This is a genomic window from Mesorhizobium sp. P2_F5 (assembly GCF_056403715.1).
The window spans coordinates 1-21,877 of sequence record NZ_JBFUEY010000025.1 but is presented as its reverse complement, the minus strand read 5'-3'; the positions used below and the strand labels follow the sequence as shown (position 1 = coordinate 21,877).

Genomic DNA, 21,877 nt, shown 5'->3' with positions numbered 1-21,877 from the left:
CGGTTGTACCCATAAACGGCTGTTGCCGGGACGGAAGAGACAACCGTCATCGATGAAGCTGACTGCATGTTGGTGCTCGTCGAGACGGCTGCCATAAGCATCACGCCGAGCGGCTTGAGCATAAGACACCAGCCCCTGTTGTGAGATCAGTGATTATAAGGAATATGACGATGAGCGAACCGAAATTCCGGGTGATGCACACGATGGTGCGCGTGAAGGACCTTGAAAAATCCATCGATTTCTACACGCGCCTATTGGGTATGCGGATGCTGCGCAAGATGGACTTTCCCGAAGGCAAGTTCACCCTCGCTTTCGTCGGCTATGGTCCGGAAGAAAGCCAAGCGGTCATCGAGCTGACCCACAACTGGGATCAAGACAAGGCATACGATCTTGGCACCGGCTATGGGCACATCGCGCTTGGCGTGAGGAATATCTACAGCATCTGTGAAGAGCTGCAAGCAAGCGGCGCCCGGATTCCTCGCCCTGCCGGGCCCATGAAGCATGGCACCGCCGTGATTGCCTTCGTGGAGGACCCCGATGGATACAAAATCGAGCTGATCGACCTCGATACGCTGAGCTAGCGATCAGCCAATCGAGCAGGTTTGCGACCCGATTTATCGCCCGCCCCCACACGGGCCGCAGCATGAAATCGATTTTACAGTAATTCTTGTTCAATGCGGAGAATTGGAAATATGGCAACGGCAAATAAAGCGGGGATTATCTTGATCGCGCCCCATCGCTTCCCGAACCTCAACAGGGAGCGCGCATTGGCTGAAAGCTTCGGCCGCGAGATCGTGGTTGCAGAAGATCAGGCCTCATTTCGCAGTCACATGGCTGAGGCGGAGGTCGTAATGGTCACGCCCTATGCGAAGATGACTGCCGATGAGTTTGCACTGTTGCGACGCTGCAAAGCCGTGGTGCGTTATGGTGTTGGCTACGACAATATTGACGTCGCCGCGGCATCTCGGGCGCAGGTGCCGGTGACGATCGTTCCCGATACGGCATCAGAGGAAGTGGCCTCGCATGCCCTGGCGATGGGCTTGTGTCTGGCTCGGCGGATTCCGCAAGGCCAATCGGCCATCCGCTCGGGCGAGTGGGCGGGCGTCATTGGTCTCGATGTGCCCAAGCTGTCGAACCTGCAAGTCGGGGTTGTCGGAATGGGGCGCATAGGTCGCCTGGTCGCAAAGTGGTGGACCGCGATTGGCGCGAAGGTCCACGCATTCGATCCGATGGCGACGTTCTCCGATGTCCCTGGGGCGACCTTGAAGCAAGTTCTGGAGGAGTCGGATGTCGTGTCTCTTCACCTGCCTCTCGGTGCGGAGACTCGCAATCTCATTTCCGCCGAGGTGCTGGATCGTATGCGCCGCACTGCGGTGCTCGTGAACGTTTCGCGCGGCGGGCTTATCGATGAAGAAGCATTGGCCGCGGCCCTTAACGCCGGCAAGATCGCTGGCGCGGCGCTCGATACCTTCGCACTGGAACCATTGCCTGCTGATCACCCGCTCCGAAGCGCTCCGAATACGGTTTTCACGCCGCACGTCGCTTGGCGCTCCAACACGTCCCTGGATGCCTTGCAAGAGCAAGCCGTTGAAAGGGCGCGGCGCGCGCTGACGGGTGAGCCGCTCCCGGATGTCGTCACTCGCTGACGATGGTTCGTGGAGGGTTTCATCGTAGCGGCCGAAAGAAACCGGAAGCAGCCAAGGGTCGGTTACGAGAACCTCATTTTCATTGCCTATGTGGATCGCTAGCGAAAACGACGAATTGGGATGCCGCACGCTGAGCCGCTGTACTTAGAACGCGATGCGATCCATGTCTCGATGGGCGGCCAGAAAACGTCATACGTTCGGGGCAGCAAGCAATGGTGCTCGAGGCGACGCCTGTACAGTACATTACGCGTTGTCTGAGGAGAGGGGTAGCGGACAATGGGTCGGATCGATTGTGTACTGTCGGACCTTCCGCCAGATATTCTGACGACGGACCAGGACATCATTTCCGGATACACCACAGACCACCGGCGGCAATATCATGGCAAAACAGATGCGTTACTTCGGCCTCGAACGACTGAAGAAGTGCAGCAAATCGTTCGCGCCTGTGCAGCGCACCGCGTTGGGCTTGTACCGCAAGGCGGCAATACGAGCTATTGCGCCGGTGCTACGCCAAGCGAAAGTGGTGATGAACTCCTGCTGAGCCTCGAGCGTATGACTGCGGCACGAGAAATCGATGCTGCCAACCTATCTATTACCGTCGATGCCGGAATGATCCTCAGCGAATTGCAGGAGGTCGCGGCCAACGCCGACCTTATGCTGCCACTTGTTCTCGGCTCACAACATTCGTGTAGAATCGGCGGCAATCTTTCTACTAACGCGGGGGGAATCAATGTCGTCCGTTATGGTGTAGCGCGGGATATCGTCCTAGGCCTGGAAGTAGTTCTCCCAGACGGGTCCTTATTCAGCGAGCTTACACCTATAAGAAAAAATAACTCTGGCTATGACGTCAAACAACTATTCATCGGGGCGGAAGGGACGCTTGGGATTATAACGGGAGTGTCGCTCAAGCTTGCTCGTAAGCCTCGACAAATAATTACGGCCTTCCTTGCGATCAACACGATTTCGAGCCTAACATCGATATTCAATCAAACGCAAATTGATACCGGTGAAGCTCTATCGTCGTTCGAATATATATCACGTTCCGCTCTACAGTTGCTCCTGGAAAAGGATCCGCATCTCAGCCATCCGCTGCAGAAGAACAGTGAACACTACGTGCTTCTGGAAGTTGCGACGGTGTCGCCCGTGTTGAACCTCGAAGACACGACCAGCGCGATGTTGGCTCGATTCTTTGAGGCCGGCCTGATTATCGACGGCACTATCGCGGCCAGTGAAAGGCAAAGGGCCGAGCTTTGGCATCTTCGTGAGAACATTCCTGAGGCCGAGGTGCTAAATGGAGGTTCATTGAAGCATGACATTGCCGTTCGGATTTCTCATTTGCCTGCATTCATTGAGGCGGCGGCGGCCATCGTGAAACGAGAGGCGGATGACGCGATTCTGTCGGTCTACGGGCACGTGGGAGACGGTAATGTGCACTTTAATGTCGTACCGCCCCCCTCGGCCAACAGGACAGTTTTCAAGGAGCGCTTCGAACGCGAGATCTCACCAAAAATATATGATTTAGCCTTCAAGATGGGTGGCACGTTCAGCGCAGAATACGGCATCGGGCGGGTTAAACTGGATCTTCTCAGACGGTATGGCGCGCCAGGAAAGATTGAATTGATGAGGGTCTTGAAGGAGGCTCTTGACCCTCTGTCGATTATGAATCCCGGGAAAGTTGTTCCTCGTGACTGAGAAGGCGCTCTGAAGACCTTTCTCGAGAAGAGTTCAGCCGGTTCTCTGAGGACGTCCCGCGATTGGAGGGAGTGATCCCCCTCTGCTCACCAGAATGGATTCCTAAACCGCCAGTTTTGGCTGTTCGGGGGTTCAAACGCTCGTGGGCCCGACTAACCGCGGCCGCAGCGACGGATCGGCCCCAATCAGATCAAGGACCGATCGCCACACGCCTGCCCCTCAGGCAGACGGGTTATCTGGAGTGATTGCGTACAAAGAACGAAGAAACCTTACTTGGATCACATGATCCTATTGACATCAGTGTGGATCATAGTGTTCACTGCCTTCATTCAAATAGCGGATGGAGAGCAGGATGACCCTCGGGACAGACCAAAGCAGCGATGTGGGTCCCGTCGTTGGCAACCACTCCGAAGCCGCGTTCTTGCGCGAGCGAAGGGTTGTTCCGGGAGGATCCATGCGTGCTGCGTCCTGGTTTCAGCCACATCCCCCGTATGCAGCACGCGGTGAAGGCTGCTGGGTCATCGATGTCGATGGGCAGCGTCTCTTAGACTGCGCCAACAACTTCTTTTCGCTTATCCACGGCCATGCATTCGAACCGGTTCTTGATGCCGTGCGCGGCGCGATGGTGAAGGGAACAGCCTTCGGAATGCCCACCGAGAGCGAGATCGTGCTGGCCGAAACGCTGGCAGCCAGGAGCCCGAGAATGGAGCAGACGCGCTTCTGCAATTCTGGGACTGAAGCGGTGTTGGCAGCGATCAAGGGCGCGCGCGGCATAACCGGCCGAGAAAGAATTGCCAAATTCGAGGGCTGCTATCACGGAGCCTATGATTGGGTTGAGGTCAGCCTTGATCCCGCACCTGCCAATTGGAGTGATAAAAACGGCGATCCCGCATCCGTGCGCTGTAACGCTGGTACGCCCGACTCGGTGCTGCGCGAGACGGTGGTTCTGCCTTATGACGATCCTCAGCGTTGCGCCGACATCCTGCGTCGCGAGGGTCGTTCCTTGGCTGCCGTCATTATCGATCCTCACGCCTCGCGGGCCGGGACAGTGCCGATGTCGAGGGAAACCGCTGCCGTCGTGCAGGAGGCTTGCCGTCGAGATGGAATAATGCTGATCGCCGACGAAGTGATCAGTTTCCGCCTGTCGTTCGAAGGCGCTTCGCCACTTTTTGGCCTTGAGCCAGATCTGGTCACCACTGCCAAGATTATTGGCGGGGGATTGCCCATTGGTGCGGTTTCAGGACCGGCCGACCGCATGTCGGTCTTCGACCATTCCGCAGGAAAACCCAAGGTATCAATGGGCGGGACCTTCAGCGCTAATCCGCTGAGCATGGCGGCGGGCCTGGCTTCGTTGACGCACTATTCCCGATCTGCCGTGGATCGGATGAACGCTCTGGGCGACAGGCTTCGTGAGGAGCTTCGCCGGGGGTTTGCCAAAGCCGGCGTGGCGGCGACCGTGACCGGTATGGGGTCACTGTTTCGAATGCACATCGGATCGGGCGAAGTTACTGGCTACCGGAGTGCGTTTGCTAGTGCAGAGACAGCCAAGCTAATCCGCCGCATTCACTTGGCAATGCTGCAGGAAAACGTCCTGCTGACGCCCAACTGCTCAGGAGCACTCTCCACGCCGATGACCGAAGTCGAGGTTCTTTCGATAGCAGACAAACTCATACACGTCGTTGAAAGAGAACTTGGCGACCGCCGGGGCGCGGTGGCTTAAGGACGTAGTGTCGCCAAGGCCCTTGGCGAAGATTATCCGAAGCAAGGACAGTTGGACGCCAATGTTAGTTTCACCTTACCGCGTCGGAGTTGACATCGGCGGCACGTTTACGGATCTGGTCATGGTTGACGCCCGGGGAGCCGTGCGGGCATTCAAAGCGCCTTCGGTGCCGTCCGATCCGACAGAGGGCGTCCTTTCCGCGATCCGGCTGGCTGCAGACGCCTTGGCTATCGACATTGGGGCCTTCCTTTCCAATACCGAACTATTCGTCCACGGCTCGACCATCGCCACCAACACCTTGCTCGAAAAGAAGGGCGCGAAGGTCGGGCTTCTCGTCACCGAAGGCTTCCGTGACTCGCTCGAAATCCGGAGATCCATCCGAGAGAACGTGTGGGATCATCGAAAACCGTTTCCGGAGGTTCTGGTTCCCCGCTACCTGCGCCTCCCAGTGACTGAGCGCGTAGAGCACGACGGCACCGTGCGCACCCCATTCGATCCGGACTCCGTCGCAGCCGCGGCACGCGTCTTTGCGGAGGAGGGCGTGGAGGCAGTGGCGATCTGCTTCTTGCACTCCTATGCCAACCCAGCCCACGAGCGGGCAGCGAAGGCCGAGCTTAAGAAGCATCTTCCCGATGTCTGGGTTACCGCATCGTCGGAAATCTCGCCGACGATCGGCGAGTACGAGAGAACGTCCACGACCGTCGTCAATGCCTATGTTTCGCGTCGGGTTGTTCCTTATCTCGAGAGCTTGGCCGCACGGCTGGCGTCGCTAGGGTTGCCTCGCAAGCTGTTGATGATCCAGTCGAACGGCGGCGCGATCTCGATAGACGAGATCGGCTATGCACCCGCGAGCCTGGTTCTATCGGGACCCGCCGCCGGCGTCGGTTCGCTGAAATTTTTCGGTGAGGACACCGGATCAGAACACCTGATCTCGATCGAGGTGGGCGGAACGAGCTGCGACGTAACCTTGATGCAACACGGCATGGTCTCCATGACCGATCAGATCGTGGTCGACGGCTACCACCTGAATATCCCGTCAGTTGACATCTATACTGTGGGCGCCGGTGGCGGCACGATTGCATCGGTTGATGGCGCAGGCCTACTGAAGGCCGGACCTGAAGGCGCGGGCTCGACCCCCGGACCTGCCTGCTATGGTCGTGGCGGCGAGCGTCCAACGGTGACGGACGCTCAGCTTGTGCTGGGCCGGCTAAAGCCTGGCCCATATGCCGGCGGCGCGATCACCTTAAGCTTGGAAAAGGCCGTTGAGGCGATCGAGACCCATATCGCCAGGCCGCTGGGCCTCAGCGTCACGGATGCCGCGGCCGGCATCATTCAACTTGTCGAGCAGAACATCCTTCATGCGGTGGAGAGAGCCTCCTTGGAGAAAGGCTACAATCCAAGGACATTCACCCTGGTGGCCGCCGGCGGTGCGGGCCCCTTGCACGGTCCCTCGACGGCGCGCTTGCTCGGCAGCCCAAGTCTCTATATCCCGCGACTTGCCGGCGTTTTCTGCGCATTCGGAATGTGCAATTCCGACCTTCGCCACGACTTCGTGCGAAGCTGGCTCAGGGATCTTGATAAGACGGCAATCTCGGGACCGGGTCAGCTCGAAGACGCATTCGAGGCGATGCAGGCAGAAGCGCGTGAAGTTCTGGCTCGTGAAGGTTTCACCGGAAGCAAGGCGCAGCTGAGGCGAGCTTACGACCTGCGCTATTTCGGTCAGCAATGGACCATCGCAGTTGAGAACTCCTCGACGGATGCCGCGACCATACGGGCGGCTTTCGAGCAGGCCTATCAACGCCTTTTCGGCTATGTACAACCGTCGGGCGCTATCGAGATCGTAAATCTGCGATTGGCCGCGATTGGCAAGCTGGATGCCTTGGATTTGGCGAAAGTTCCTCCCCTTGTCTCCGACCCGGTAGCACATTCACGCCGGCCGGTGTGGATCGACAAGAAGGTGGGTTTCGTCGATACCCCTGTCTACGACGGGACTGTGCTGACGTCGCACCAGCAGTTGGTCGGCCCTGCGATTATCGAGGAGGCGACCACGACGCTCATTCTTGGGATGGGCGATAAGCTCACGATGACCGATGCCAGCAACTACCACGTCGACATCGCGCATGGCGAAGCGCCATGAGAAGGCATTCCGCCCTTTGGCATTTTTCGGCAATCGCGACACCTGCCGCACGACAGCAACAGATATGGGTCCAGGCAAATCGCTTGATGCAATGGGTTAAGGTGAAACCATGAGCACTGTTTCGTCTACCGAATACGATCCGGTTCTGATTGCCATCTTGCAGCGACAGCTGGATCACATCAGCTTGCAGATGGGAACAATCATGATCCGCACCGCGCGGAGCCCCATCTTTAGCCAGAGCCATGATTTCTCGTGCTTTTTGAGCAATGCGGATGGCGAGACGATTGCGCAGGCCGATGGCTTGCCAATTCACTCCGGCAGTGGCGGCTTTGCGGTGCGCGCGGTGTTGAGGGATTTCGCCGGCCGTATTGAGCCGGAGGACGTTTTCATCCTGAGCGATCCCTACGCGGCTGGCGGTAACCACCTGCCTGACTGGACCCTGATCCGCCCCGTTTTCGTAGATGGCGAGATGATTGGATTCTGCAGCAACCGTGCCCATCAGTCAGATATTGGCGGCGGTGCTGCCGGCACCTACAACGCGAAGGCGACCGAAATCTTCCATGAGGGGATTCGACTGCCTGTTCTCAAATTGATCGAAAAAGGCGAGCTACGTGATGATCTGTGGCGCTTGCTGCTGCTCAATTCGCGGTGCCCGGATCTTTTGGAAGGTGATCTCGGTGCGATGATAGGCTCGACGCGTATCGGCGCCCAGCGTCTGGCCGACGTCATCAGCCAGTTAGGCGTCAAGAAGGGCAATGCCTACCTCGATGCTCTTCTCGACTATGGCGAACGGCGGATGCGCCAAGCCATATCGGAACTTCCAAGCGGCACATGGGAAGGATCAGACGTAAGCGATACAGACTGCTTCAAAATCGTGGACGTCGAAACCCGCGTCAAGCTGACCATCGACCATGATACGATGACTTTTGATTTTGCGGGAACGTCGCCGCAGATAAGAGGCTTCAAGAACAGCGGGATCGCCAACACCCATTCGGCCGTGTACTGCGCTCTTTCCGCGTTCCTGGACCCCGACATTCCGCATAATGAGGGGACCTACCGGTGCGTCAAGATTATCGCGCCCGAGGGGACGATCGTGAATGCGCTGGCGCCTGCGCCGATGACGATGAATACGGTCTATCCGGCAATCGACATCATGAACGCCTGCTGGGGTGCATTGGCGCAAGCCGATCCCGAGCGCGCTTGTGCAGGCTGGGGCAAATCCGTATTCGGCATTTCCTCCGGCAAGAAGCCAACTGGTGGCGTCTTTGTTCTGTACCATTGGCATGGCAGCTCGGGTGGCGGCGCAGTCAAAGGGCGAGATGGCTTTCCCACCACCAGCCATCAGATGACACTCGGCGGAATGTTCATACCGAACATCGAAACGTATGAACAATCCTATCCGATGCGCGTGCATCGCTATCAGATGCGAAGCGATACCGGCGGGGCTGGCCAGTACCGGGGTGGAACCGGAGTGGACTATGTGGTCGATGTCCTGGCAGGCGGCGAACATCTGTTGCGCGGAGAAGGCGCTCGCAAGCCAACGGGGGCCGGCGTCAATGGCGGACAATGGGGCGCCAAGGGATCAATAAAGGCATTCGATCTGGGCAGCGGTGAAGAACTTCCCTGTCCGCCCTATGGCGTTGAGGAGGTCGAACCGCTCCATCTTGTGATTGAGGCTTCAGCGGGTGGCGGTTGGGGCGATCCCCACCTGCGTGATCCCGAGGCCGTTCTGCGTGACGTGCGGGATGGCGTGGTTTCTCGACACGCCGCGCTGCAGACATATGGCGTTGAGATCTCGACGGACGGAAAGTCTGTATTGTCGACCGGACCTAGAGTAAAGACGCCGGCGGCCGCGCCTCATGTGCAATGAGCCCTGGAGCGTGTTCGGGTGCTTCGGTCGCGGATCTGACGTGGCAGCTTCAAATGCCTGTGAAGCCCTTGCGTAGCGCTTTTCATTGGTAACAGGAGGTAGGATCAAGATGAGCAAGAAGCGGGCAAAGGATATCCTTCGCGATTACCACGATGCGTGGTCGAGTGGGGACATTGAGAGAGGCTGCAGCTTCTACGCCGATGATCTGGTAGTTCACATGGGTGGTAACCATCCGGTTCTTTCCAGAGACTTTCACGGCGCAAAAGATTTCCTCGACGGTTGGGTCAACAAGGTCGCATCCTTCACCGACAAATGGATTACCGGAGGCGAGGCGGGTCATGACGAAGTCATCGCCGATTCTGACAACTCGATCCTGATCATGGTTCATGAAATCTGGGCGCGTGGCGACAAGCGGGTCCGCACCGACCGCCTTGCGGCCTATCGTTTCGAGAACGAGAAGATCGTTGAGTGCTGGTTCTGCGATATGCGCCAGGCAGAGGTCGACAGTTTCTTCGCAGGTATTCGCTAGGGCCGGAAATAGCGGCCTCGTCCGTTTGACGGACAGTGCCTTGAGCGCTGCAGCATGCGGCCTGTCGCCGGTCTTGATGAACCGGTTCGATTTGGTCCTGGGCGATTGCCGGTTGCATTCAAGGCTGCCGTGGGCAGTTTCGGGCAAACCTAAATTGGAAGGAAAGAAAGGGCAATGCCCGACTTTATCGTAGTAGGTGGAGGATCCGCAGGATGCGCGGTGGCAGGCCGATTGAGCGAGGATCCCGACGCGTCTGTCACGTTGTTCGAAGCGGGTCCGCGAGACAGCAGCATCTGGATTCGCTTCCCCGTCACCTTCTACAAGTCGTTCAAGAGCTCTTTGCTGCAATGGTACAAGATCGAGGCACTCAAGCATCAAGCCGACCTCGAAACGCGAGTGGGTCAGGCGCGGGTGCTGGGCGGCGGAAGTTCACTCAATGCAATGATCTATATGCGAGGAGCGCCCTCAGATTACGACCGGTGGGTGGCCCACGGGGCGGAAGGCTGGAGCTACAAGGATGTTCTTCCGTATTTCCGCAAAGCAGAAAATAATGAAGTCTATTCGAATGATGCGCACGGACAGGACGGGCCGCTAAGCGTTTCGAACCAGCAGCATACACTTCCGCTGACCAAGGCGTGGGTAAAGGCCTGCCAGGAGGCCGGAATCCCGTTCAATCCGGACTTCAATTCTGGAGAGCTCAAGGGCGCCGGTCTATATCAGCTGACCACGAAGAACGGTCGTCGATGCAGTTCAGCGGACGCCTACATTCACCCAGCTCGAAAACGTCGAAACCTGAACATCGTAACGAACAAGCAGGTTACCAAGATCGTCGTGGAAGGCGGTCGCGCAATCGGTGTTCAGTACCTCGACAACGGCCGCCTGGTAACGATGCGCGCGGAACGCGAGGTCGTAATCTCCTCAGGAGCCATCGGTTCGCCTCGTCTCTTGCTGCTTTCTGGTATCGGGCCAGCATCCGATCTCCAGCGCGTTGGCGTTGACGTGGTTCATAACCTTCCAGGCGTCGGCCAGAACCTGCAGGACCATACGGACTGCTTCCTCATATATAATCTTAAGTCGAACACCAGCTACGACAAGTACAAGAAGCTGCGCTGGCAGGCGGCTGCGGGCTTGCAGTATGCGCTGTTCGGCAACGGGCCGGTAACCTCGAATATCTGCGAAGGAGGTGCCTTCTGGTGGGGAGACAAGGCCGATCCCACTCCCGACCTGCAATATCACTTCTTCGCCGGTGCCGGCATCGAGGAAGGCGTTGAAACGACGGCTAGCGGCAATGGGTGCACCCTCAACGTGTATGCCTGCCGCCCGAAATCGCGGGGGCAGGTGGCGCTTCGATCGTCGGACCCGACCGTTCCGCCGCTTGTCGATCCGAATTACCTGAGCCACCCATATGACGTGGACCGCCTCGTTGACGGCATCCGGTTGGGGCAGGAGATCATGGCGCAGCCATCGATGCGAAAGTTCGTCAGCGAGGCGCACCTTCCCGAAAAGCCACTTTCAACGCGCGCTGAGTTCGAGGCCTTTGTCAGAAAGTACACGCAGGGAGCCTACCACCTAAGCGGCGCCTGCAAGATCGGGACGGATGAGATGGCCGTTGTCGATCCACAATTGCGGGTCCATGGCATCGATGGTCTGCGCGTCGCCGACACCTCGGTCATGCCGTTCGTCACATCGGGTAACCTGAACGCACCGGCGATCATGATCGGTGAGCGCGCCGCCGATTTTGTGAAGGGAAATCGGATTTGACGGCCGTCCGCTCAGCAAGCGTCGGGATGCGGCCGACGACCCCGGCCCGTCATGCCTGTTTTGAATCAAGAGCACCCGAAGGGATGCAGGAGAACCAATGAAACTCGTTTCCTATGAAATTTCTGGCTCTTGGCGGCCAGGCATTGTCGTCAATTCCACAGTCTTTGACGTTGCAACATTGCTCGAAAGTGCTAGCGGCGCCGACCCTCGTCCGGTTCCCTCCATGAGCGATCTGCTGCGCGAATACGGGGCAGCGTTGCCCGCGCTCTCAAAGCGGCTGATCGCAGCCGCCGGCGAAAACCCGAAGGCCGCGGTTGGCCCACTTGAAACGACGCGGCTCGGGCCGCCCGTCATCGACCCGGCGAAAGTGCTTTGCATCGGCCTCAACTATAACGACCATGTTGCCGAGACGGGTCGGGCGCTCCCATCTCATCCCGATGTCTTCGCGAAATTCGCCAGCACGTTGATCGGTCCGTTTGACGAGATCGACTGCTCAACCATCACCGAAAATTTGGATTTCGAAGGCGAACTTGCGGTCGTGATCGGCCGGCAATGTCGTGGCGTTGCCGCGGAGGAGGCGCTCGATTACGTCGCTGGCGTGATGGTTTTGAACGATATCACGGCACGTGATCTTCAATACCGCGGCACACAGTGGTTGGCGGGTAAGGCTGTGGACGCCACGACGCCTTGCGGCCCGGCGCTCGTCACATTGGACGAGGTAGGAGATGTCCAAAATCTCGATATTCGAACTCGCGTGAACGGTGTCCAGGTCCAGTCATCCAACACGCGCCATATGATATTCCCGGTGCGCGATTTGGTCTCTTACATCTCGTTCTTCCTGACTCTGTCGCCTGGCGACATTATCACGACAGGTACACCACAGGGCATCGGAGCCAAGCGGCAGCCCCCTTTGTGGTTGAAGCCCGGCGATACAGTCGAAGTCGAACTCCAGCAAGTAGGCTCGCTGCGCAACGTTGTCCGGTAGCGACCATGAGGTAGACTCGCCGAAATGAACGGAGCCCCGGGCCGGAATTGACCTTCCTGCCCGCGATGCACGATCGGTTCATCAAAATCCGATCTCTCGGTCCAGATTGTCTTGCCGCATGGCATAGCGTCAGCTTGTTTCTGAAGAGCGCCGGCCTCTCTTAGGAGCGCCCGACAGCAGGTACTCACCCGAGTTCACCAGAAACCGCTCATTCTCGCGGATCCTGTGTTGTGCAACCTCGCCGAGCTTGCTGATGGTCAAAGCAGCAAGGATGTTTGCGATAGCTATTGCCCCTAATGCGGATTCGGGAAACGCGCGACCGGAACTTTGCGCTACGAAATGCAATGGGTCCGCGAACTTGCTGATAGGTGCAGCGAAACTGTCAGTGATCGCAATAATTTTCGCACCCGAATGTGAAGCCTTCTCGGTTAACCTGTGGACCAGCCTGTTGAACGGCGCAAAGGTTACTCCCACAAAAGCGTCACCTGGTCGAACATCGTCCAGCGCTCCCTCGGGTGCTCCACCCGGCATATCCAACAGAACTATGTTGGGTCGAGCTTTTTGCAAAGTGTAGGCAAGAGTGAAAGCGGGAGTGAACGCGGTTCGCCTCCCTATGACATAGATTTTTGGGGCGTGTACCAGCAGCTCGACGGCACGCTCGAGTTTTTCTTCTGAGAGATGCGATCTTGCCTGCTCGACAACGGCGAGCTCGGTCGCAAAGAAGGCATCGACGAAAGCCTTGAGCCCACGGCTTTTGCTCATTTCGGTGATGAGTGTGCGTGCGCTGGACTCGTTGCGGCTAACGGACTGTCGATCGCGCTGATTGCGCTCCTGTGTCGCGTCGATAAACTGCTGCCGAAATTCGCCGTACCCAGCAAATCCCAACTTCTGGGCCAGCCTTACCAGGCTCACAGGTTGGATGCTCGCTCGGCGAGCGACCTCTCGCATCGTATAGAACGGGATCTCGTCCGCGTTGTTTATCACATAGTGGGCAGCGTCCACCGTTTGCCCAGACAGATCGACGCATATCTTCTTAAGGCGTTCAAGCAGGTCGGTTTCGGCCAAAGTTCTCTCCGGCAATTCAAGGACAGACAATGTCCCAGCAGGCTAAGCAGTGCACTCTTGACACATTTCAAACATCACTTGCAACAATTGATCCGCGAGATTGTTTCCACGGTCGAGATAGCGAAGCTTTCATTTCGGTGCTTGGCTATTTTCGACGACGGCGTGCACTTGGCAGTGCAATGCCGTCAGCCCGGCGAGCTATTTGCTCCGGTATCGGGGAGGTCGGCTGTTACTTTCGCCTTAAAAGAGAAGCGGTTAGATGTCAAACCGGGGCGCCGGTCTAAAGTCGGCCAATTGTTGCGAACACGCAGAACCGACAGCGGATGCCGGCTCCGATGGGAATTTCCAAACGCTTCCTGGGGCAGGAACAAAAACGCCGGTAGGATCACATGATCCACTTGACAAGTGGTTGGATCATGATGTTCACTGTCGCCAACTAAGAGCATTGAAGGCGAGACGGGCTGGGTCTTGGGGCTGATGGCGCTACCGACGGTATTCATGCGCATCGAGAGTAGGACTTCCCTGTGGCCCGTGCAGTTCGCAGAATTTGTTCATCCTCGCGACGGAGCCAAGGTTCGCAGGAGACTGGAAAGCAATCACATTCGCTGGTTCTGATAAAAATGGCTTATCTCCTCCCATCAACGATCAAAATTTGACAGTGGGGGGCCTCCGTCCGAAGGTAAATGAAAACAGGTAAGTAACTGCGGCTTGAGGGCTCTCGGGAGAACGGGCCTGGCTGGCAGGGGAACGAAGAGATGAAGACGCCACCAGCAATCGGTCGCGGGCGCGGATAGACAGCCGCTCGATATGAAGCGCTTTGCGCGCGCACCGGCTCGCAATCGCGTTCGCTAGACCAGTCTGAAGACTTTCGTGCTGTGCCGGCCCGGGCAGCAATCGGAGACCTATTGCGTAATCGAATGCCCCGAGGCGAGCGAGTGTCAAAAGTCAGAACTGCCAATGCAAGGAGCTGGCCGCAGATAGGGCAACTGCGCATACAGTTACAGAAACAACACAAAGAACCGCCGAGAGATAGCACCAAGTCATGGCATCAGTAACTTTCCAGAATGTGTGGAAGCGCTTCGGCGAATTGACGATCATACCTGACCTGAATCTTCGCATTAATGATGGGGAGTTCATCGTTTTCGTCGGTCCTTCCGGCTGCGGCAAAACCACAACGCTCCGGATGCTGGCAGGACTTGAGACTCCTACGTACGGAAAGATCTTTGTAGACGACGAGGATGTGACGCTCACACCGCCCGGTCGCCGTGATGCGGCAATGGTGTTCCAAAGCTACGCGCTCTATCCGCACATGACAGTTCGGAAGAACCTGGCATTTGGACCTGCCATACGCGGGGAGGCCAAATCCGATATTGCCCGAAGCGTCGATAAGGTTGCCCAGTTGGTCGGGTTGGACAAGCTGCTGGACCGTCGGCCTGCGGAATTGTCTGGGGGGCAGAGGCAGCGCGTGGCCCTTGCACGGGCCATGATACGCCGGCCCCGTGTCTTCCTTCTCGACGAGCCGCTTTCCAATCTCGACGCCAGCCTGCGCACACAGATGAGGGCTGAAATCACGCAGTTGCAACGGCAACTCGGGGTCACGACGGTTTACGTCACTCACGACCAGGTAGAAGCCATGACGATGGGCGACAGGATCGCTGTTTTCGACAAGGGTCGCATCCTCCAAGTCGCAACTCCGGCTGAATTGTACCGTTCACCGGCCAGTAAGGCGGTGGGGACATTCATCGGGTCGCCCAACATGAACATATTGCCTGCTTCACTGCAGCACGAGGGGGAGACTGTTCGGTTTGACTGCCTCGGAACGTCATTTGGGTTAGCGGCTCGCGAATTTTCGGGGAGCCTTCCTCAGATTGTCGAGCTGGGTCTTCGGCCAGATGAGATTCACTGGACGAAAGATGCTCCCTCCCGTTGCTCGGAAAAGATAAGCGGCACCGTCACGTCAATTGAAACAACTGGATCTGAGACCTTCGTCCTGGTCGATGTGGCAGGAACACTCATCAATTCAAAATTCCCAAGCTTCGCACCGATTCATCTGGGTGACCAAGTAAACTTGGTGTTCGACGCAGATGATCTTTACTTTTTCGATGGTGTCTCCGGGGTGAACCTGAGGCTCGGTTCAAAGGAGCCGTCGGTGGTCTGAAGAAGTACTGCCATCTCAGTTTGGCGGGGATCAGTCATGGGTAGAACGGAAAAAACAGTGAGAGAGGAACCACCAGTGATGAACATCAATAAGGAGGAAAACTTGGATATCCAGAATCCGGTGCACCGCTTTGACCGGGCCCAGAATCGCCGGCTGCTCCCGAAGACCATCGCAACTGCCGCCTGGCGCAAGGCAAGCCGCGGATTTCTCAGTGCGGCTTTGATTGCTTTGGCTGCCGGCACTGCGGGCTTTGCGCATGATGCTAAGGCTGCCAACGTCAAAGTCGCGTTCAGTCTGAACTGGACGTTTGCCGATCCCAAGCTCGCCGAGAAGTGGTTCGGTGGCGTCAAGACCCAGTTCGAGGCCGCCCATCCCGGCGATACGATGGAACTGATTCCGATCCCTGGTACCTACGACGATTTTATCACCAAGCTGAGCCTCCTCTACAACTCCCCGGACACAGCTCCGGATGTGGTGGAATATTTCGACATCAATGTCGGACAATTCGGCGGCAGCGGACTTCTAGCCCCTCTTGACGACAAGGTCGCCAACGCACCTTGGTGGCAAGAGACGCCTGATCCGGTGAAGGAATCCAGCAAGTACGATGGCAAAGTCTACTCGGTCCCCCAAGGTATCAATACCTACGCAGTCCTCTTTGACCGCACCTTGACCGACAAGGCGGGATTGCCGAAGGACTGGAAGCCGAAGACCTGGAACGAGATCCTCGACGGTGCGCGGGCGATCAAGAAATCCTCGCCCGATGCCTCGCCGCTCTATATCATCACCGGCACCTCGCAAGGCACTTTCGGCGTTGTCGCGGGCCCGGGCATCCTGCTTTCCGCGTCCAGCACACCGACGATTTATGACCAGGCAACGGATAAGTGGGTCGTCGACAGCAAAGGCATTCGCGAGGTGCTTGGCTTCTACAAGACGGCCGCGACCGAGGGGCTTTTGGCACCAACGTCCCAGATCATGGATCCGAACGGGGCAACGCATCCGGCACAGGCACTACATGATCACAAATTTGGCATCACCTTTGCCGGAAACTGGATCCCGGTCTTCTGGAGCAAGGACATTTGCGCTCCCTGCTGGGACGACAAAGAAGAGACGATCGGCTTCACTCAGGTGCCAACTTCCGAAGGCCAAGCGCCAGGGACGGCGGCGAGCTTTAACGGAGTTGTGCTGTCGATCTCGAAGAATGCTTCGAATCCCGACCTGGCCTGGGCCGCGATCGAGATCATGCAGCAGAAGGAGAACCTTTTGAAGATCGCCGCTTGGGTTCCGGTTGTTCCGGCGCCGACCTCGCTGCGAACCGAACCCAGCTATCTCGCTCTCAGCCGGGCGCCTTTCCAGGCGGGGTTCGCCGACCTCAGTTCGTCGGCCAAAAGTATGCCCTCCCACCCTGAATTCCCGATCTGGGGCAATGCATTCCAACAGGCAACGCAGGCCATGGTGCTGAAGCCGCAAACGACGATCGATGAAGGAGTGGAGATCTTGCGCTCTTACATGGAAAACCAGGTTGGGGCTGACCGCATAGAGACCCTGCCGTGAACTCAACCCGCTCTCCCGCGGCTAACCAGGCGCACGCTCATCGCGTGCGCCTGGATGTTCCGCGCGTCGACCCGGTAAGTTTCGTTTTTCTTGCCCCGGCCGCCCTGCTTCTTTGTGCCCTTTTCATGGGGCCGGTGATTTACGCGATTTATCTCGGCTTCACCAATCTGCAGCTGATCGGAATACATGCCATAAATTACCGCTTCACCGGCTTGAGCAACGTCATCTTCCTCCTGCATGACGAGATCTTCTATCGGTCGCTATGGTTGACGGTCGTATTCGTGATCGGCTCGGGCGCGATCGGGGCAACCATGCTCGGCCTCGTCTTGGCCTTGGCCTTGCAAGGCTGCATGCCATTCGTAAGATGGATCAGCAGCGCTGCGGCCATACTGGCCTGGACGCTGCCGCCGACTACCATCGCTTTTGTCTGGATGGCGACAAGCACACAGTCTGGTCTTATTTCGTTGCTGGCAGGAAACCGGCAGTTCGACCTGCTTTACAGTCACGCAATGCTGGTGGTTTCGCTCGCCAATGCTTGGTCCCTGGCTGGCATTGCCATGACGATGTTCTCTGCGGCCCTCCGCAATATTCCAGGCGACCTCATTGAGGCGGCCAAGCTCGAGGGTGCATCCCTGCGGCAGATCCTAACACGGATCACACTTCCGCTGCTTAAGTCGACCATCGTCACCTGCGCGCTTTTGATGATGCTGATGACTTTCGGCAATTTCACACTGATTTATCTGATGACTGGCGGAGGGCCGGCCAATGATACGAACATCCTCCCCGTCTATACATACTTGCAGGGCTTCAAGTTTCACAACTTGGGATATGCAGCTCTTCTCGGAAATGTTGTAGTGATACTGTCAGCAGTCCTTGGGGGCCTATTCGTGAGCGTTACTAAGTCTCGCCGATAGAGGCATCGCCGACTGATACTGGCCGCGGCTCAAGCGAGACTTCGAATCGAAAGGTTGTTGCGTATGCAAACCTCCACTGAATTGTCTTCTAACCCTCCGGCCGACTTGAAGGTCAACGAGCCACAGATCCTGACCGGAGGCCGGGTTATCAGCAACTTGACCGCGGTCGTGCTCGCCATATTCTTTGCACTGCCGATGGTGTGGATGGTCCTCGCTTCGGTCGATAGCGAGGCGACAAACCAGCTGAATCTGCCGCACTTGACTGCAGCCCACTATTGGGTCGCGGTGCAGTCGGAGAATCTCAGCGCGCTTGGCAACAGCCTGATCATTTCGACAGTTGCAACGGTGGTGGGAACAATGGCGGCGTTCCTTGCGGCTTACGTTTTGTCGAAACAGCACATCCCTTTCAAGAATCCGCTCCTGCTGACGGTTCTTTTCCTTTCAGGTGTTCCGATCTCAATCTTGATCGTTCCCATCTATAAAATGTTCGCAACGCTTGGATGGTTGTCCATCATCCCAACGGGCATCTTGCTCGGCGTAACCGCTCTTCCCTTTCAGATCTACCAGCTGAAGAACTTCATCGACGCGATACCGGTCGAGCTTGAGGAGGCGGCCGTGCTGGAGCAGGCCAGCAGCTTCCAAATCCTGTGGAAGGTTATCTTCCCGCTTGCCAAGCCTGGTCTGGCCTCGGCGGCGATCTTCGGCTTCGTCAATGCCTGGGGCAATTTCTTGATGCCGGTCGTCCTCATCAATCGCCTGGCCGATCAGCCCGCCCCTGTCCGCCTTTTCGGCTTCATGGGATCGAACTCGATAAACTACGGCGTGATTGCGGCTTATTCGATCATCTACTCACTTCCGGTCATAGTGTTGTTCTTCGGCATGTCACGCCAGTTCACAGCCGGATTTTCGCTTGGTGGGGCGGTCAAGTAACCGTCGCCGCGGAAAAAGCGAGCAGCTGGAGAGCCTTGTCCAGAAGCTGAGTGCCAATGGATTGAACAGTTGGGTTTGAGCGAGGAACCAATGTCAGCGTTGCAGTTGTCGCATGACGAACTTCTAAAGGTCTATCGAACGATGCGGACGATCCGCCGGTTCGAGGAACGGGTGATGGAGGAGATGGGAACCGGCGACATTCCGGGCAACACCCATCTCTATGCCGGCCAGGAAGCGAGCGCGGTCGGCGTCTGTTTCCAGCTCAAGGATGAGGACTACATCTCCTCGACGCACCGTGGTCATGGTCACTGCATCGCCAAGGGCGTCGACATCGACGGCATGATGGCGGAGCTGTTTGGCCGCGCCAGCGGCACCTGCGGCGGCAAGGGTGGCTCGATGCACATTGCCGATCTTCGCAAGGGAATGCTTGGGGCGAACGGGATCGTTGCGGCGGGCGCGCCGATCACCTGCGGGGCGGCGCTGAGCATGAAGCTGCTTGGCTCCCGGCAGGTCGCGGTGGCCTTTGCCGGTGACGGCGCCATGAACGAAGGGGTGATGTCGGAGAGCTTCAACCTGGCCAAGATCTGGAACCTGCCGATCGTCTTCGCGATCGAGGACAATGGCTTTGGCGAGGCGACGGCCAATGAACTTGTCTCGGCCGGCAGCTTCACCCGGCGCGCCGAAAGCTATGACATCCCCAGCATCGAGGTGGACGGTACGGATGTGTTTGCCGTCTACAGCGCGGCAGGCGAGGCGGTGGAGCGGGCTCGYGCGGGCGGCGGCCCGACGATGCTGCATATCCATGTGCCGCGCTACTACGGCCACTACAGCGGCGATCCCGACACCTACCGCACGCCCGAAGAGAAGAAGGCCATGCGCCAGGAGCGCGACTGCCTGGTCAACTTCCGCCGGCGCGTCAACGAAGTGTCGCTGCTGGAAGAAGCCGAGCTCGACGCGGTCGACAAGGACGTTGAAGCAGCAATCGATCATGCCGTCAGCGCGGCAAGGGCAGCCCCGTTCCCGCCGCTGTCGGCGCTGACGAGCGATGTCTATGTGAAGTATTTGTAAGGGGCTGCGGACCATGGCACAAAAATCTTTTCGGCAAGCCCTCAACGAAGCGCTGCACTTCGAGATGGCGCGCGACCCGCGCGTCATCATGATGGGCGAGGATCTTACCGGTGGCGCCGGCGCCAACGGTGTGAAGGATGCCTGGGGCGGGGCCTTCGGGGTCACCAAGGGGCTGCTGGGGGCGTTCGGGCCCGAGCGCATCCGCGACACCCCGATCAGCGAGGCGGCCTTCATCGGTGCTGCCGCGGGTGCTGCGCTGACCGGGCTGCGGCCGATCGCCGAGATCATGTTCGTCGACTTTGCCGGTGTCTGCCTCGACCAGATCATGAACCAGGCGGCGAAGTTCCGCTACATGTTCGGCGGCCGCGCCAAGACACCGATGGTCATCCGCGCCACCTATGGCGCCGGCAGCCGCTCCGGCTCGCAGCACACCCAGGCGCTGCATTCGATCTTCACCCATATCCCCGGCCTCAAGGTGGTCATGCCGGCGACGCCCTATGACGCCAAGGGGCTTCTGCTGCAGGCGATCCGCGACGACGATCCCGTCATCTTCCTCGAGCACAAGATGCTCTACGACACGATGGGGGAGGTGCCGGACGGCGCCTACACCATTCCCTTCGGCGAAGCGCGCGTGGCGCGCGATGGCAAGGATGTGCTGATCATCGCGCTCGGCCGCATGGTCAGCGTCGCCGAGGAGGCCGCCCGCCAGCTTGCGGCCGAGGGGATTTCCGCCTGCATCATCGATCCGCGCACCACCTCGCCGCTCGATGAGGATACGTTGCTGGACTTCGCCGAGAAGATCGGCCGCGTCGTCATCGTCGATGAGGCCAACCCGCGCTGCAGCGTGGCCACCGACATCTCGGCGCTGCTTGCCGACAAATGCTTCGATGCGCTGAAGGCTCCGATCAAGCTGGTCACCGCGCCGCATTCGCCGGTGCCTTACGCGCCCAATCTGGAAGACGCCTACATTCCCACGGCCGCTGCCGTGGCGAAGGCGGCGACTTCGATTGCCAGGAGGTAGATTCAGATGTCGCTGATCGAGGCCGTGACCGTGCCCAAATGGGGCATGACGATGACCGAGGGCACCATCATCCAATGGATGGCCAAGGAAGGCGACAGCATCGCGCGTGGCCAGGAAGTGCTCGAGATCGAGACCACCAAGGTCACCAACGTCGTCGAAGCGGCGGCGAGCGGGATCCTGAGGCAGATCGTGCTGCAGGAGGGAACGACCGCGCCGGTCGGCGCGCTTGCCGGTGTCATTGCCGACGAGACCGCCACGCAAGACGAGATCGACGCCTTCATCGCAACCTATGCCGACCGGATCGGCGCGGGCGAAGGTGGTCAGGCCGCCGCCGCGCCGCGCGCCATCTCCGTGGGCGAGGGCGTGATCAACGTGCTGGAGGCGGGACTGGCGGGCGAAGAAGCGGTCGTCTTCCTGCATGGCTTCGGCGGCGACCTGTCGACCTGGCTGTTCAACCAGGCGGCCGTCTCGGAGGCGCTGCATACCATCGCGCTCGACCTGCCTGGCCATGGCGCGTCCTCGCCGATCATGGGCGATGACCTTCTGGCCAGGATCGTGGCCGCCGTAGAGGCTGCGCTGCAATCGGTGGCTCCCGGCAGGATCCATCTGGTCGCTCACTCCTTCGGCGGCGCCGTCGCGGCAGCAATCGCTGCCCGACAGCCCGACCGCGTCGGCTCGCTGACGCTGATCGCGCCAATCGGCCTTGGCAAGACGATGAGCCGCGACTTCCTCACCGACTTCATCGCCGCCGAACGCCGGCGCCCGCTGTCGAGCGTGCTTGAGCGCCTGTTTGCCGATCCCTCCAGGATCACCAGCGACATGGTCGAGGG

General features: G+C 58.5%; 18 protein-coding genes. 16 read left to right on the top strand and 2 right to left on the bottom strand.

Features of this window, described 5'->3' with window-relative positions:
• Window positions 1–170 precede the first annotated feature (170 nt).
• The 9 genes from gloA to AC1DYO_RS26990 all read left to right on the top strand — a co-directional run bounded on the left by gloA (window position 171) and on the right by AC1DYO_RS26990 (window position 12,340).
• Window positions 171–581 carry a lactoylglutathione lyase gene (gene gloA, locus AC1DYO_RS27030; protein WP_477267472.1) on the top strand — a complete coding sequence of 137 codons (411 nt, stop codon included), beginning with the start codon at window positions 171–173 and terminating at the stop codon, window positions 579–581.
• Window positions 582–692: 111 nt separating this feature from the next.
• Entirely contained in the window at window positions 693–1,646 is a 954-nt protein-coding gene (locus tag AC1DYO_RS27025; protein ID WP_477267471.1) for a C-terminal binding protein, read from the top strand.
• Between the two features lie 276 nt (window positions 1,647–1,922).
• Entirely contained in the window at window positions 1,923–3,338 is a 1,416-nt protein-coding gene (locus AC1DYO_RS27020; RefSeq protein WP_477267470.1) for an FAD-binding oxidoreductase, read from the top strand.
• A gap of 454 nt (window positions 3,339–3,792) precedes the next feature.
• The gene (locus tag AC1DYO_RS27015; protein WP_477267469.1) at window positions 3,793–5,058 is read left to right on the top strand and encodes an aspartate aminotransferase family protein; all 1,266 of its coding nucleotides are present in this window, start codon (window positions 3,793–3,795) and stop codon (window positions 5,056–5,058) included.
• A gap of 61 nt (window positions 5,059–5,119) precedes the next feature.
• Entirely contained in the window at window positions 5,120–7,195 is a 2,076-nt protein-coding gene (locus tag AC1DYO_RS27010; RefSeq protein ID WP_477267512.1) for a hydantoinase/oxoprolinase family protein, read from the top strand.
• A gap of 109 nt (window positions 7,196–7,304) precedes the next feature.
• Complete coding sequence (locus tag AC1DYO_RS27005; RefSeq protein WP_477267468.1) at window positions 7,305–9,065, top strand: hydantoinase B/oxoprolinase family protein; 1,761 nt, start codon at window positions 7,305–7,307, stop codon at window positions 9,063–9,065.
• A 109-nt stretch (window positions 9,066–9,174) separates the two neighbouring features.
• The gene (locus tag AC1DYO_RS27000) at window positions 9,175–9,594 is read left to right on the top strand and encodes a nuclear transport factor 2 family protein (protein ID WP_477267467.1); all 420 of its coding nucleotides are present in this window, start codon (window positions 9,175–9,177) and stop codon (window positions 9,592–9,594) included.
• A 174-nt stretch (window positions 9,595–9,768) separates the two neighbouring features.
• Entirely contained in the window at window positions 9,769–11,355 is a 1,587-nt protein-coding gene (locus AC1DYO_RS26995; protein ID WP_477267466.1) for a GMC family oxidoreductase, read from the top strand.
• 97 nt (window positions 11,356–11,452) lie between these two features.
• A complete protein-coding gene (locus AC1DYO_RS26990; RefSeq protein WP_477267465.1) occupies window positions 11,453–12,340 on the top strand; it encodes a fumarylacetoacetate hydrolase family protein in 888 nt (295 codons plus the stop codon).
• Between the two features lie 129 nt (window positions 12,341–12,469).
• Here AC1DYO_RS26990 and AC1DYO_RS26985 read toward each other — a convergent pair whose 3' ends face one another.
• Together AC1DYO_RS26985 and AC1DYO_RS26980 are read right to left on the bottom strand one after the other, a co-directional pair.
• Complete coding sequence (locus tag AC1DYO_RS26985; protein ID WP_477267464.1) at window positions 12,470–13,405, bottom strand: MurR/RpiR family transcriptional regulator; 936 nt, start codon at window positions 13,403–13,405, stop codon at window positions 12,470–12,472.
• A 185-nt stretch (window positions 13,406–13,590) separates the two neighbouring features.
• Window positions 13,591–13,911 (bottom strand): hypothetical protein, encoded by a 321-nt coding sequence (locus tag AC1DYO_RS26980; RefSeq protein WP_477267463.1) that lies wholly within the window; start codon window positions 13,909–13,911, stop codon window positions 13,591–13,593.
• Between the two features lie 536 nt (window positions 13,912–14,447).
• On the opposite strand from AC1DYO_RS26980, the gene AC1DYO_RS26975 reads away from it, so the two are divergent.
• From AC1DYO_RS26975 to AC1DYO_RS26945, 7 genes are all read left to right on the top strand, one after another.
• Complete coding sequence (locus tag AC1DYO_RS26975) at window positions 14,448–15,563, top strand: ABC transporter ATP-binding protein (RefSeq protein ID WP_477267462.1); 1,116 nt, start codon at window positions 14,448–14,450, stop codon at window positions 15,561–15,563.
• A 78-nt stretch (window positions 15,564–15,641) separates the two neighbouring features.
• Window positions 15,642–17,114, top strand: a complete 1,473-nt coding sequence (locus tag AC1DYO_RS26970; protein WP_477267461.1) for an extracellular solute-binding protein — start codon at window positions 15,642–15,644, stop codon at window positions 17,112–17,114.
• Window positions 17,111–18,028: a carbohydrate ABC transporter permease gene (locus tag AC1DYO_RS26965; RefSeq protein ID WP_477267460.1), complete on the top strand. Its 918-nt coding sequence runs from the start codon at window positions 17,111–17,113 to the stop codon at window positions 18,026–18,028. The genes AC1DYO_RS26970 and AC1DYO_RS26965 overlap by 4 nt, the downstream gene beginning before the upstream one ends.
• 63 nt (window positions 18,029–18,091) lie before the next feature.
• Window positions 18,092–18,958, top strand: coding sequence for a carbohydrate ABC transporter permease (locus tag AC1DYO_RS26960; protein WP_477267459.1), 867 nt, complete (start codon window positions 18,092–18,094; stop codon window positions 18,956–18,958).
• Window positions 18,959–19,048: 90 nt separating this feature from the next.
• Window positions 19,049–20,026 carry a thiamine pyrophosphate-dependent dehydrogenase E1 component subunit alpha gene (locus AC1DYO_RS26955; protein ID WP_477267458.1) on the top strand — a complete coding sequence of 326 codons (978 nt, stop codon included), beginning with the start codon at window positions 19,049–19,051 and terminating at the stop codon, window positions 20,024–20,026.
• Between the two features lie 13 nt (window positions 20,027–20,039).
• Window positions 20,040–21,047, top strand: coding sequence for an alpha-ketoacid dehydrogenase subunit beta (locus AC1DYO_RS26950; RefSeq protein ID WP_477267457.1), 1,008 nt, complete (start codon window positions 20,040–20,042; stop codon window positions 21,045–21,047).
• A 6-nt stretch (window positions 21,048–21,053) separates the two neighbouring features.
• The coding region (locus tag AC1DYO_RS26945; RefSeq protein WP_477267456.1) for an acetoin dehydrogenase dihydrolipoyllysine-residue acetyltransferase subunit at window positions 21,054–21,877 on the top strand (824 nt) is incomplete at its 3' end.